Source organism: Paenarthrobacter sp. YJN-5, assembly GCF_015040095.1.
In the GTDB taxonomy this organism is placed as follows: Bacteria; Actinomycetota; Actinomycetes; order Actinomycetales; family Micrococcaceae; genus Arthrobacter; species Arthrobacter ureafaciens.
Window position 1 is genome coordinate 3,313,392 of the sequence record NZ_CP053544.1, and the last position, 13,288, is coordinate 3,326,679.

13 protein-coding genes are annotated in these 13,288 nt (G+C 64.7%); 3 read left to right on the top strand and 10 right to left on the bottom strand.

Annotation, left to right across the window (positions count from 1 at the left end; translation table 11 throughout):
• The 8 genes from trpS to glyA all read right to left on the bottom strand — a co-directional run bounded on the left by trpS (nt 1) and on the right by glyA (nt 7,587).
• Nucleotides 1-1,110 carry a tryptophan--tRNA ligase gene (trpS, locus tag HMI59_RS15460; RefSeq protein WP_166185068.1) on the bottom strand — a complete coding sequence of 370 codons (1,110 nt, stop codon included), beginning with the start codon at nt 1,108-1,110 and terminating at the stop codon, nt 1-3.
• A 22-nt stretch (nt 1,111-1,132) separates the two neighbouring features.
• Nucleotides 1,133-1,966, bottom strand: a complete 834-nt coding sequence (locus HMI59_RS15465; RefSeq protein ID WP_062095664.1) for an exodeoxyribonuclease III — start codon at nt 1,964-1,966, stop codon at nt 1,133-1,135.
• Between the two features lie 10 nt (nt 1,967-1,976).
• On the bottom strand, nt 1,977-2,543 hold the full coding sequence (locus HMI59_RS15470) for a hypothetical protein (RefSeq protein WP_166185065.1): 567 nt from the start codon (nt 2,541-2,543) through the stop codon (nt 1,977-1,979).
• A 66-nt stretch (nt 2,544-2,609) separates the two neighbouring features.
• Nucleotides 2,610-3,443, bottom strand: coding sequence for an ABC transporter permease (locus tag HMI59_RS15475; protein ID WP_193591786.1), 834 nt, complete (start codon nt 3,441-3,443; stop codon nt 2,610-2,612).
• Nucleotides 3,440-4,294: an ABC transporter permease gene (locus HMI59_RS15480; RefSeq protein WP_193593783.1), complete on the bottom strand. Its 855-nt coding sequence runs from the start codon at nt 4,292-4,294 to the stop codon at nt 3,440-3,442. The genes HMI59_RS15475 and HMI59_RS15480 overlap by 4 nt, the downstream gene beginning before the upstream one ends.
• A gap of 10 nt (nt 4,295-4,304) precedes the next feature.
• Nucleotides 4,305-5,234 (bottom strand): ABC transporter ATP-binding protein, encoded by a 930-nt coding sequence (locus tag HMI59_RS15485; RefSeq protein WP_193591787.1) that lies wholly within the window; start codon nt 5,232-5,234, stop codon nt 4,305-4,307.
• Between the two features lie 176 nt (nt 5,235-5,410).
• On the bottom strand, nt 5,411-6,301 hold the full coding sequence (locus tag HMI59_RS15490) for a bifunctional methylenetetrahydrofolate dehydrogenase/methenyltetrahydrofolate cyclohydrolase (protein ID WP_193591788.1): 891 nt from the start codon (nt 6,299-6,301) through the stop codon (nt 5,411-5,413).
• Entirely contained in the window at nt 6,295-7,587 is a 1,293-nt protein-coding gene (glyA, locus tag HMI59_RS15495) for a serine hydroxymethyltransferase (protein ID WP_217376012.1), read from the bottom strand. The genes HMI59_RS15490 and glyA overlap by 7 nt, the downstream gene beginning before the upstream one ends.
• Nucleotides 7,588-7,826: 239 nt before the next feature.
• Between glyA and purU the strand changes: the two genes are divergently transcribed.
• The 3 genes from purU (at nt 7,827) to HMI59_RS15510 (ending at nt 10,048) form a co-directional block, all read left to right on the top strand.
• Nucleotides 7,827-8,675: a formyltetrahydrofolate deformylase gene (purU, locus tag HMI59_RS15500; protein WP_166185056.1), complete on the top strand. Its 849-nt coding sequence runs from the start codon at nt 7,827-7,829 to the stop codon at nt 8,673-8,675.
• Nucleotides 8,676-8,765: 90 nt separating this feature from the next.
• Nucleotides 8,766-9,443 carry a class I SAM-dependent methyltransferase gene (locus HMI59_RS15505; RefSeq protein ID WP_193591789.1) on the top strand — a complete coding sequence of 226 codons (678 nt, stop codon included), beginning with the start codon at nt 8,766-8,768 and terminating at the stop codon, nt 9,441-9,443.
• A gap of 83 nt (nt 9,444-9,526) precedes the next feature.
• Nucleotides 9,527-10,048 carry a gamma carbonic anhydrase family protein gene (locus HMI59_RS15510; RefSeq protein WP_021474128.1) on the top strand — a complete coding sequence of 174 codons (522 nt, stop codon included), beginning with the start codon at nt 9,527-9,529 and terminating at the stop codon, nt 10,046-10,048.
• A 7-nt stretch (nt 10,049-10,055) separates the two neighbouring features.
• On the opposite strand, the gene HMI59_RS15515 is transcribed toward HMI59_RS15510, so the two are convergent.
• Complete coding sequence (locus HMI59_RS15515) at nt 10,056-11,765, bottom strand: NAD(P)/FAD-dependent oxidoreductase (protein WP_193591790.1); 1,710 nt, start codon at nt 11,763-11,765, stop codon at nt 10,056-10,058.
• A complete protein-coding gene (locus tag HMI59_RS15520) occupies nt 11,762-13,192 on the bottom strand; it encodes an amino acid permease (RefSeq protein WP_227471641.1) in 1,431 nt (476 codons plus the stop codon). Before HMI59_RS15520 ends, HMI59_RS15515 begins: the two co-directional genes overlap by 4 nt.
• Nucleotides 13,193-13,288 lie beyond the last annotated feature (96 nt).

Below are 13,288 nucleotides of genomic sequence, written 5' to 3' on the forward strand. Positions count from 1 at the left end.
TTAGCGGACTCCCTGCTCGCTGAGGTTTGCGGTGCCGCGGTACGGGAGGAACCCGACCTTGGAGTAGACATCTGCCAGGGTGACCGAGGCGATCTCGCGTGCCTTGTCCGCCCCGTGGGCCAGCAGGCGGTCAAGCTCGGCGGGATCGGCCAGGAGCTCGTTGGCGCGTTCGCGAATGGGAGCCAGGTGGCCGGAAACCAGTTCCGCGAGGTCCACCTTCAGGTGCCCGTACATCTTGCCTTGGTAGTCCGCAACGATCTTCTCCACCGGGGTACCGCTGATGGCTGAGTAGATGGTCAGGAGGTTGGAAACGCCCGGCTTGTTCTCCCGGTCATAGCGGATCTCGGTCTCGGTGTCCGTCACCGCGGACTTGATCCGCTTGGCCACGGTCTTGGGGTCATCCAGGAGGTTGATGAGCCCGGCAGGCGACTCGGCCGACTTGGACATCTTGGCGGTGGGATTCTGGAGATCGTAGATCTTGGCCGATTCCTTCTGGATGAAGGCCTCGGGCACTTGGAAAGTCCGGCCGAACCGGCTGTTGAAACGGTTGGCCAGGTCACGGCTGAGCTCTACGTGCTGCCGCTGGTCTTCGCCCACCGGGACGCCGTGCGGCTGGTACAAGAGGATGTCCGCGGCCTGGAGGATGGGGTAGGTGAACAGGCCGACGCTCGCGTGGTCAGAGCCCTGCTTCTGTGCCTTGTCCTTGAACTGGGTCATCCGGCCGGCCTCGCCCATACCGGTGATGCAGTTCAGCACCCAGGCGAGCTGGGCGTGTTCGGGAACCTGCGACTGGACAAAGAGGGTGCATTTCTCCACGTCCACTCCCCCGGCGATGTACTGGGCAGCGGTGACGCGGGTGCGGTGGGCAAGCTCTGCAGGGTCCTGCGGGACCGTGATGGCGTGGAGGTCCGGAATGAAGAAGACGGCGTCGTACTCATCCTGCATCCGGACCCAGTTGACCAGGGCGCCCAGGTAGTTGCCAAGGTGCAGCGAATCGGCGGAAGGCTGCATGCCGGAAAGGACGCGGTGCTTGGCGCCTGTGGCAGGCTGGGCGGGGTTTGCGGGGCTGCCGGCCGGGAGGACGGCAGCGTCTGTTTCAGCAGTATTCATGGGGTAGGAACTTTCGTCAAGCTTAGAGCCGGTAGTCAACAACCAGCGGTGCGTGGTCAGAGAAGCGGGTGTCCCACGAGGGTGCCCGGTCCACTACTGCCGAGAAAGCGGCGGCAGCGAGGGCCGGGGTAGCCAGGTGGTAGTCGATGCGCCAGCCTGTGTCAGTGTCAAAGGCTTTTCCGCGCTGGGACCACCACGTGTAGGGGCCGGCGACATCTCCTGCCAGGCCCCTGTGAACATCCCTCCATCCGATCTCTTCACCGAAGAAGCGGTCAAAGTAGGCCCGTTCCTCCGGGAGGAAGCCGGCACGCTTGACGTTGCCCTTCCAGTTCTTGATGTCCAGCTCGGTGTGGCCGACGTTGAGGTCACCGACAACCAGCGCGTGATCGCTGTGCTTTGCCAGCTCGGGCAGGCGGGTGGTCATTGCGTCCAGGAAGCGGTACTTGTCATCCTGCTTGGGCGTTCCGGCCTCCCCGGAATGCACGTAGGCGCTGACGGCCGTGAGCGTGGTGGCTTGACCGGCGGCATTTGTCAGGAGGAAGTCCGCTTCAACCCATCGCCCGGATTGGTCGAAGTACTCATCGCCGTTGCCGACGCGCGTGGCTGTGGGCTCCTGGCGGGAAGCGATGGCGACGCCCGCCCGGCCCTTGGCCTCGGCTTCCGCGTGCAGGATGTGCCAGCCTTCACCGATCAACGAATTGACGATCTGGTCAGGAGCACGGACTTCCTGCAAGCAAAGGATGTCCACGTCGCGCGGCTCCAGCCACTCCGCCATGCCCTTTTTGTAGGCAGCCCTGAGGCCATTGACGTTGACCGATGCGATGCGAAGGAAATCCTTCTTCAATGCCGTACTCACCCGCTCTACTCTAGTCGATGATGGTTCCGGCCACCGGTTCGTCCGAGTCTCCGGAGGACTTGATCATGTCCCGTGCATTGGTGGACGTAATGGCGATGGTTTCGAGTGCGCGGTTGATGGTGTCCTGGTTTGCGGCAGCACCCTTGGCGCGCTCCTCCTCCACGACGCGGACCTGCACCTGGACAATCTTGAACGAGTGGTCCAGCTTCAAGTCGCGGACATCATCGGCCTGCGAGCGTTCAGCCACCACCCGGGTGCCGCCATGGTCCGCAGCGGACGACGACGGCGCGCGGCCGGTTGCCGCGGCGAACGCATTCTGGGCCTCAGTCAGCTTGGCCCCGGCGCGCTTCGCGGCGCGCTGGATGCTGAAGACCACGAATGTTGCGAGCGCCAGCCATCCAAAGGAGACCACGGCAACGACCCAGCCCACGACGTCATTCTGGTTGGCCGCGAAAAGCACAGCCACCAGGAAGGCGATGATGACGACGGTCATTCCCAGGCCGCCTATGCGGAAGCCCTTGAAGGGTCCCCGGGCGGATGCGGACGTGGTTGGGTGGGGGTCACCGAGAGATTGCATGGTGCAATTGTCTCAAATGCCCGGAGGTGCCTGCGCCGCCTTCCACGCACGGCGAACATCCACGGGTTATTTGAGGAACAGTTGGCGCAGCCGTCCCGTGGTGAGCATGATGCCGAGGACGATCATCACCAGGTAGTACGCCACGTGGATGGCCGTGGCCGGGCTGAAGGATCCCGCGCTGATCTGGCGCAGCAGCTCAACCCCGTGCCACAGGGGCATGGCCTGGATAAACCACTGGATGGGCTGCGGGTAGACGCTCAACGGGTAGAACGTGGCGCTGAAGAGGAACATGGGCAGGAGGAAGAAGTTGATCCAGTCCATCTGCTGGAAGGTCTTCATGAAGCTGGTGATCCCCATGCCGAAGCTCGCGAAGCCGAACGCGATCAGTACCGACGCCGGGATCACCAGGATCGCCCACCACGTAGTCAGCAGTCCCATGACGCCCATGACCGCGGTGAAGCCCGTGGCGTAGAGGAGTCCGCGCAGCAGTGCAAGGAAAATCTCGCCCATGGCAACATCCAGCGGACCGAGGGAGGTGTAGAGCATGCCCTGGTACAGCTTGGCGAAGTTCATCTTGAAGAAGACGTTCCACGTGGAATCGTAGATCGCTCCGTTCATGGCCGAGACCGCCAGGAGTGCAGGGGCGATGTAGGCCGCATAGCTGATTTCCGTACCGCCGGGGCCCTCGACCGTGCCGACGATCGATCCCATCCCCACTCCCATGGCCAGCAGGAACAGGACGGGTTCGAAGAATCCGGAGAGCAGGACCAGCCAGGTGCTGGACTTCGCGGCCATGAGTCCCCTGGCCACAACGGCCTTGGCGTTGCGCGAATACAGGGGCCCGAACCTGCGTTCGCGGGCGAGGTCCGTAGCGCTGTGCCCGCCGGTCAGGATGCTCATGAGCCCATCCTTTTGACGAAGCGGCGCCGGGTCAGGATGAAGCCCGCCGTTGCCGTGGCCAGGAGGTACAGAACGTGCACGAGTGTCAGCAAGGGATTTTCCTCCATGCCATAGGTGAAGACGCGCCCCAGTTCCGTCCCGTGCCATACCGGGGAAATCCAGCCGATCCACCGTACTGCCAAGGGCAAGGTATCCAGCGGGAAGAACGTTCCGGAGAAGAGGAACAGCGGCATGACGATGAACCTCTGCACCAGGGCGAACTGCCCCTTGTCCTGCGTGATGCCGGCGGCATAGGCCATCAGCGGGAGTCCGAACGACAACGCGGCAAGTGTGGCTACCAGTGCCGACACCCACCCCCACGCTCCCGGGGATGCGCCGAACATCGCAACCACGGCAAAGTACACCACCGATTGCAGCAGGAACCTGAGGCTGCTGGCCATGATGTGGCCCGTGGCGATCTGCTCCGGGACCAGCGGAGAGGCATGCGGGCCGAAAAAGACCCGCCGCCACTTGAAGCCATCCATGATCGGGTAGGAGAACTCCCCGGACGCCGTCATCACAGCGGCGGACACCAGGAGCGCCGGCGCCACGAACTGCAGGTAGCTGACGCCGCCGAACACGGAATCGCTGTTGGCATCCACCAGGCTGGCCAGGCCAACACCCATCGCGAAGAGATAGGCCACGGGTTGCCCCACGCTGTACAAGACAACTGACCAGCCATAGTTCCGCATGACGCGGAGCACCTGTTCGGCGTAAAAGAACGAACCCCACTTCCGCGCCCTGGCCGCCGAGACGGCAGGCGGGTGAGCCCGCAGCGGAGGGACCGGCGTCGTTGGTTTGCTTCCCGCCATCCCGTCCCCGCTAGTCAACGAGGCTCCGGCCCGTCAGCCGAAGGAACACGTCCTCCAGGGACGAGCGGCGTACCAGCGATGTCAACGGGCGCAGCCCCCGTGCCGACACCTGTTCCAGCGCGGCCTCGCCGTCGTGGGTGTAGATGAGCACGCGGTCCGGCAGCGTTTCCAGCCGGTCGCCGATGCCTTCAAGCTCGACGCCGATCGTCCCGTTGCGCTCGGACCCGAACCTGAGCTCGAGTACTTCGCGGGAGGAATGTTCGCGGATGAGGGTTGCCGGGGACCCTTCGGCCATGATCCGCCCCTTGTCCACAACGATCAGCCGATCGCACAACTGTTCGGCCTCGTCCATGTAATGGGTGGTGAGGATCAGGGTGACGCCGCTTTCCTTGAGCCGGAACAGCCGGTCCCACAGGATGTGGCGCGCTTGCGGGTCGAGTCCGGTGGTGGGCTCATCCAGCAGCAGGATGCGCGGTTCGTTGATGAGCGAACGCGCGATGGTGAGCCTGCGCTTCATCCCGCCGGACAGCGCATCCACCTTGGAGTTGGCCTTGTCCGTCAGCTGGGCGAACTCCAGGAGCTCATCGGCTTTGGGCCTGAGGTAGCTGAGCGGGAGTCCGAAGTACCGCCCGTAAACGATCAGGTTCTCGCGGACCTTCAGCTCTTCGTCAAGGTTGTCCTGTTGCGGAACCACGCCCAGGTGCGCCCGGACCTCCGGGCCGTGTGTCTCCGGGTCCAGGCCCATGATGTCCAGCGTGCCGGAAGTCCGCTGCGAGACCCCGCCGATCATCTTCATGGTGGTGGACTTGCCTGCGCCGTTGGGACCCAGAAGGCCGAAGGACTCCCCCGCGGGCACATCGAAGGAGATGTTGTCCACGGCAATCAGCTCACCGTAGGTCTTGGTGAGGTTGCGGGCGCTGATGACTGTTGGCGGATTCATGTCTGGACGGGCCTGCGACGGCGCAGGACGCGTGGCTTCATTGTGCACCCTCAGCAGACTAGTAGCGCCGGGGAATATGTGAAAGAGATGTTCCGCAAATCGTGGGATCAAATTCCATTTAACGAGCAAGGCGCCCACTCCACAGGGAGCGGGCGCCTTGCTGCGCTTGGTGTCGGCTACGCCAGTCCGGCTTGGCGTTCGGCGCTCTCCACCACGTTGGCCAGCAACATGGCACGGGTCATCGGACCCACGCCGCCGGGGTTCGGGGACAGCCATGCGGCGACGTCCGCCGCAGCCGGGTCCACGTCTCCGGTGACAACAGCCTTGCCGTTGCCGTCCTCCACGCGGCTGACGCCGACATCGAGCACCACGGCGCCCGGCTTGAGGTCCTCGGCCTTGATCATGTGCGGCACGCCGGCAGCAGCAATCACGACGTCGGCCTGCTTCAGTTCCGCAGGCAGATCCACCGTCCCGGTGTGGGCCAGGATCACCGTGGCGTTGACATCCTTGCGGGTCAACAGGAGGCCTACGGGACGGCCAATGGTCACACCACGGCCGACCACCAGGACACGCTTGCCGCTGAGCTCGATGCCGTGCCGGCGCATCAACTCCACGCAGCCCTTAGGCGTGCATGGCAGGGGGGACTTCATCTCACCGTTCACGTTGGCCACGAGGCGGCCAAGGTTCATGGGGTGCAGTCCGTCGGCGTCCTTGTCCGGGTCCATGGCCTCCAGGATGACGTCCTGGTCGATGTGCTTGGGCAGCGGGAGCTGGACGATGTACCCGGTGCACTCGGGGTTCTCGTTGAGCTCCTGGACAACCTTGAGCAGCTCCTCCTGGGTGATGTCCTCGGGAAGGTCGCGTCGGATGGACTGGATGCCCACCTCCGCGCAGTCCTTGTGCTTCCCGCCGACGTACCAGGTGCTGCCCGGATCCGAGCCCACCAGGATGGTCCCCAGACCCGGAACGACGCCCTTGGATGCGAGGACAGCAACCCGTTCGGTCAGTTCTGCCTTGATGGCCGCGGCGGTTGCCTTGCCATCAAGGATCTGTGCTGCGTTCACCACTGCTCGTGCTGCGGGTAGAGCGGGAAGTCAGCAGCGAGCTTGTCCACGCGTGCCTGGAGGGCTTCAACATCCGTGGCGGAACCGGACTTCAGCGCTGTGGCGATGATGTCGGCAACCTCGGTGAACTCTGCGGCGCCGAATCCACGGGTAGCCAACGCAGGCGTACCGATGCGGAGACCGGAAGTGACCATGGGCGGGCGGGGGTCGAACGGAACGGCGTTGCGGTTCACGGTGATGCCCACGGAGTGCAGGAGGTCCTCGGCCTGCTGGCCGTCCAGCTGCGAGTTGCGCAGGTCAACGAGGACCAGGTGCACATCGGTGCCGCCGGTGAGGACGGACACGCCTGCCTCGGCAACGTCGGACTGGTTGAGGCGGTCGGCAATGATCTTGGCGCCCTCGAGCACGCGCTCCTGGCGTTCCTTGAATTCCTCGCCGCCGGCGATCTTGAAGGCAACAGCCTTGGCCGCGATGACGTGCATCAGCGGTCCGCCCTGCTGGCCGGGGAAGACGTTGGAGTTGATCTTCTTGCCGTACTGTTCCTTGGCCAGGATCACGCCGGAACGCGGGCCTGCGAGGGTCTTGTGCACGGTGGAGGTGACGACGTCGGAGTGCGGCACCGGGCTCGGGTGCAGGCCTGCTGCAACCAGGCCGGCGAAGTGCGCCATGTCCGTCCAGAGGAGCGCGCCAACCTCGTCCGCGATGGAGCGGAAGGCAGCGAAGTCAAGGTGGCGGGGGTACGCGGACCAGCCGGCGATGATGACCTGCGGCTTCTCGGCGATGGCCTGCTCGCGCAGCTTGTCCATGTCCACGCGGAAGGTGTCTTCTTCCACCTGGTAGGCAGCAACCTGGTAGAGCTTGCCGGAGAAGTTGAGCTTCATGCCGTGGGTCAGGTGGCCGCCGTGTGCCAGGGAAAGGCCGAGGATCTTGTCGCCGGGGGTGATCATGGCGGACAGTGCGGCGGCGTTGGCCTGGGCACCTGAATGGGGCTGGACGTTGGCGTACTCCGCACCGAAAAGGGCCTTGACGCGATCGATGGCGAGCTGCTCGGCAACGTCAACGTACTCGCAACCGCCGTAGTAGCGCTTGCCCGGGTAACCCTCGGCGTACTTGTTGGTCAGGACGGAGCCCTGGGCTTCCATGACTGCGCGCGGCGCGAAGTTCTCGGAGGCGATCATTTCCAGGGTGCCGCGCTGGCGGCCGAGTTCCTGGTCGAGGACTGCTGCGATCTCGGGATCGAGTTCGGCGAGCGGCTGGTTACTGACAGACGCTGAAGTGGTGGTAGTCACGGAGATCTCCTGGCTAGGGAATGGGAGGTGCTACAGGTCAGGCTACCGGCAGCAGCATTCCCGCGTCCTCTCAATGACAAGAGGCATCGGTCACGCTGCATGCATCCGGTAAAACATGACCCTCGGCCCAGGCGTACGATCCGTGGTCTTCGTGATTGCCGCTCCCTGGTGGTTGTCCACCTCACGCCAGTTGCGACCCGTTAACAATACAACAGGGCCCCGCGGGTAGGCTTGTCCGCGTGACTGACTCCGCTTTCGTTGTAACCCTGTCCTGCCCCGACCGTCCCGGCATCGTCCACGCTGTTGCCGGCGCCCTCCTTGAGGCCGGTTGCAACATTGCCGACTCCCAGCAGTACGGAAGCCCCAGTACCGGCAACTTCTTCATGCGCGTGGAGGTTACGACGTCGAGCCCCCAGGCGGAACTGACGGAGGCCATGCGGCCGGTTGCCGAGTCCTTCGGGATGACGTGGCAGATCAATCCGGTAGGCCGCAAGGTCCGGACCATCATCATGTGCTCCAAGGACGCCCACTGCCTCAACGACCTCCTCTTCCAGCAGCGTGCCGGGACCTTGCCCATCGAGGTGCCCGCGATCGTGTCCAACCACCGGGACCTGGAGTCGCTGGCCGAGTTCTATGGCATCCCCTTCCACCACATCCCGGTCACGGCCGACACCAAGCCGCAGGCCGAGGCCGAGCTCCTGAAGCTGATCAAGGAACACGATGTTGAACTGACGGTCCTGGCGCGTTACATGCAGGTCCTCTCCAACGATCTGTGCAGGGAGTTGAACGGCAAGGCCATCAACATCCACCACTCCTTCCTTCCGTCGTTCAAGGGCGCCAAGCCCTATCACCAGGCCCATGCCCGCGGGGTGAAGCTCATCGGCGCTACAGCCCACTACGTCACCGCAGACCTCGACGAGGGTCCCATCATCGAGCAGGAAGTGATCCGCGTTGACCACGCCCGCACTGCTGCCCAATTCGTCCAGATGGGGCGGGACGTGGAGGGCCGCACGCTGGTCCAGGCAGTCCAGTGGCACGCCGAACACCGGGTACTCCTGGACGGCACCCGGACCGTGGTGTTCAACTAACTCCCTTCCCAACTGACTGGCAGCAGGGGTTGTTCTGAGCGCTCAGAACAACCCCTACTGCCAGTCACTTTGGCGATCTACGCTGGGGCTATGCAGGGCATGCCCGATCCCGACGCCGACTTGGCCACCTACTACGACCGCCACGCCGCGCTCCGCAATACCCGTTCCCTGACGCCGCACCGTGTTGAGGCCCGGGAGTGGTTTGTTCGGCTGCTGAAACGTGAACACCGGCACTCCTTGATGGAGCTGGGCTGCGGCACGGGCGTAGAAGGACTGGCTTTTGTCCAGGCCGGGCTGCACTACACCGGGGTCGACCTATCCCCCGAGAGTGTCCATGTGGCGCGTGCCCACGGACTCGACTGTTCCGTGGCGAACGGCCGCAGCCTGCCCTTTCCCGACGGCGCCTTCGATGCGGCATGGAGCATGAGCACGCTTCTGCATGTGCCGAACAGCAGTATCCACGACGTCGTCCGCGAACTTGTGCGGGTCACATCGGCAGGTGCCCCGATCGGCGTCGGGCTCTGGTCCGGGGACGACGAAGAGGTGCTGAACCCCGAAGACCTCGACGAGCCCCGCCGCTTCTTCAGCCGCCGCAGCGACCTGACCTTGCAGCGGATCTTCGGTGAGCACGGCAGTGTGGAGCATTTCCAGACGTGGCCCGAGGGAACCGGTGAGGAATCCGGGCCCGGCGCAGGCAACTGGGCCCAGCACTACCAGTTCCTGGTTCTGCGCACCCCCTCCCCCAAGCGCACCCCCGCCCCCAAGTAGGTCGCAGTAGTGCGCGTTCTGAGCCCTCAAAACGTGCTCTGCTGCGACCCAGTTGGGGAAGGGCGTGACTTAAGCTGGGAGGCATGGCTCCCTCTTACACCTTTGCCGGGGACACCCCGGACATCCATGAAACTGCCTTTGTGGCCCCCACGGCGTCGATCATCGGCAAGGCAACGCTGGCCGAAGATTCCAGCGCCTTCTACGGCGTCTCCGTTCGCGCGGACACGGCCGCGATCAGCGTCGGCGCAGGCTCCAACCTCCAGGACAACGTGGTCCTGCACGCGGACCCGGGCTTTCCCTGCACGGTCGGCGAGCGCGTGTCAGTCGGCCACAGTGCAGTGGTCCATGGCTGCACCGTGGAGGACGACTGCCTCATCGGCATGAGTGCCACCATCCTCAACGGAGCCGTGATCGGCACGGGTTCGCTGGTGGCCGCCGGTGCCGTGGTTCTTGAAGGCACGGTCATTCCCCCGCGGTCGCTGGTTGCCGGGGTGCCTGCAAAGGTCCGCCGCGAACTGACCGACGATGAGTTCGACGGCGTAAAGCACAACGCCGCCCACTACAGGGAGCTCGCCGCGGCGCACCGCCAGATGCACGGCGCCTAGGCCGCAACTAGTCCAGGCTGATTGGCCCGAGCTCGTCCAGCAGCTCACCCGGCCCCGGGTTGGCAGCTGCGGAGGAACCGCCCAGGTGGTTCACCACGCCCCATACGGCGTTCAGGCCCGTGGTCACGGCGCCTTCGGCCCATCCGGCGGTGAAGGACACGTCATCCCCGGCAAGGAAGATCCCGCGCTGGCTCTCCGGAAGCTTGTCCTGCTTGAAGTGCGTGAACAGCCGCTGCTGGTAGCGGTAGTGGCCGGGGAGGTTGGCCTTGAACGCTCCCATGAAGTTGGGGTCGGCCTCCCAGGACACGGTGATGGGCTGGCCCACGATGTGGCTGGCGATGTCCACGCCGGGGTAGATCTGCTCCAACGAGTGCAGCATGAGCTTGACGCGCTCTTCGGCGGTGAGGGCGAGCCATTTCAGGGCGTCGTCGTTCCATGTGTAGGACAGGAGGATGACCGCGGGCTTGTCCGGGCCGTCGTCGAGCAGGTACGTTGCCCGGTTGAGGCGGTCGGTGAGGGTCATGGAGAGGACTTCGCGGCCGGTTTCGGGATCGATGTCCTTCCAGAACGGCCGGTCCACCATCACGAACGTCTTGGACGACTGCATGTAGTGCGAGCGTTCAATGGCAGTCCACAGCTCGGACGGGAACAGGGCTTCTTCGGTGTGGATACGTGTGGAAAGCAGCCACGACTGGCACGTTGTCACCACTGCCGGGTACGTCGCCTCGCGGCCCCAGCTTTCCCGGACCACCAGGTCGCCGTTGGCTGCGCGCCGGATGTTGTCCACCGCGCCGCGGGGCGAACCTGAGTGCAGGGACGCCAGCGAGGTGCCGGCCGGCCAATGCTTGATGTCCGACGGCGCGTGGTTCCAGAGTGCCTCGGGGAGCCTTTGCGCTCCGCCCCGGATAAGCCGGTGCTGGTCGTCGGCGTCGGTGTACACGACGCGGAGGATTTCGAGGATGGAGTTGGGGAAGTCCGTGTCCCAGCCTCCCGTGCCGAAGCCCACCTGGCCGAACGCTTCACGGTGCGCGAAACCGGCGTCTTTGAAGGACTTGCTCGCGGCGATGAACCCGTAGAAGGTCTGCTCGTCGAGTTCGGGCAGGAGTTCGTTCCAGAGTTCCTTGATGCGCTTGGTGTCGCGGACCTTGATGGCTTCCTGCATCTCCGTGAAGGCGGCACCATCCTTGATGGCGTCTTTCCAGGCGTCGGCTACCTCATGGAAGAAAGCGGGCAGGTCATCAGGTGTGGCGGCGTAGTGCTTCTTGCCTGCCAGTTCGATCACAGTGCTGGACGTGACCGGGGCCAGCGGGTTGGGGAACTCCTGCGTTTCCAGGCCGAGCAGGTCTATGTAGTGGTAGAAGGCCTTGCCGGAGACGGGGAAACGCATGCCGCCAAGGTCGGCCGTGACGCCGGGTGCCGACGGGAAGCTGGCCGTCCGGAGGCGGCCGCCGATCTGGTCGGCTTCGTAGATCACGGGCCGGAGTCCCAGCTTCATCAGCTCATAGGCGGTGACAATGCCGGACAGTCCGGCGCCGATGACGGCTACCTCGGTGCCGTAACGCTCTTCGGGAACCGAGCCAAGGCCGGCCGGGTGGGCGAGGTAGTGGTCGTAGCTGAACGGGAAGTCCGGGTTCAGCATGGTGATGGGCGCTTCGGCAGCGCGGTCGGCTGCCCCGGCAGCGGCGTCGGCAGTGGGAAATTCGGTGGCGATGGTCATGCGTTCTCTGCTTTCACAGGTTCCGGGCTCACGGCCCTGGTGGTCAGTTCACGGTAGTCCTGCTCGCTGAGCGCGGCTACCTTGGAATTCCGGCGTCCATAGCCGAAGTAGATCGCGGTGCCTACCAGCATCCAGGCACCGAAAACGAGCCATGTATCGGCGCCGAGGTTGGCCATGAGGTAGGCGCACATGAGCGTTCCCAGCACGGGAGTAATCGGGTACAGCGGGACCCGGAAGCTGCGCTTGAGGTCCGGACGGTTGCGGCGCAGGTAGATCACCGCAACGTTGACCAAGGCGAAGGCGAAGAGGGTTCCGATGCTGGTGGCGTCTGCCAGTGCTCCCAGGGGAACCAGGCCGGCGGCGAGCGCGACGGCGACGCCCACGATCAGCGTTCCCGTCACCGGAGTGCCGGTGCGGCGGGAGACGCGGCCGAAGACCTTTGGCACCATGCCGTCGCGGGACATGGACAGGAGGATGCGGGTCTGGCCGTAGAGGACGGTGAGCACAATGCTGGCGATCGCGAGGACTGCGCCGACGGAGAAGACGAGGGCAATCCAGGGCTGACCCGTGATTTCGTGCAGGATCTGCACCAGCGCAGCTTCGGTACCGTCGAACCATCCCCAGGGCCTGGCTCCGATGGCTGCAACGGCCACCAGGACGTAGATGCTGGTGACGATCACCATGGAGAGCATGATGGCGCGGGGCATGTCCCGCTTGGGGTTCCGGGCTTCTTCGCCGGCAGTGGATGCTGCATCGAAGCCGATGTAGGAGAAGAAGACGCTCGAGGCCGCTGCGGAGACTCCGGCTGCGCCCATGGGGAGGAGGGGTTCGAAGTTGCCTGCGTTGAAAGCAGTGAAGGCAACCGCGCAGAAGAACAGGAGGATGCCCACCTTGACGGCGACGATCGCGGTGTTGATCCAGGCGCTCTCCCGGGCTCCCCGGACCAGCAGGGCCATGGCCAGGAGCACGATGACCATCGCGGGAATGTTCACGACGCCGCCGTCCCCCGGCGGCTGGCTCATCGCGTCAGGCAGGACCTGCCCAAAAGCGGCGAGTGTCTCGTTGACGTACTGTCCGGCACCGACGGCGACCGCCGCCACGGACACGGCATATTCCAGTACGAGGCACCAGCCACAGATCCAGGCCATGCCTTCGCCCATGGTGGCGTAGGAGTAGGAGTAGCTGGAACCGGCGACCGGCACCAGCCCGGCCATCTCCGCGTAGGAGACCGCCGAGAGCAATGCCGCGAGGCCCGCAATGACGAACGAGATCCAGATGGCCGGACCGGCCAGCGGGACGGATTCGCCGAGGATGACCAAAATGCCGGTGCCGAGCGTGGCTCCGACGCTGATCATGGTCAGCTGCAGGACGCCGAAACTGCGGACCAGGGGCGTGCCGCTTTCGCTGCTTCCGGCTTCCCCGGCCATCTGCGCGATGGGCTTCCGGCGCAGCAATTGGGCGCCGAGGCCAAGCCGGGCCAGGCTTGCCGGGGTTGGGTCTTGGGTGTTCACAGGCACAGTCAC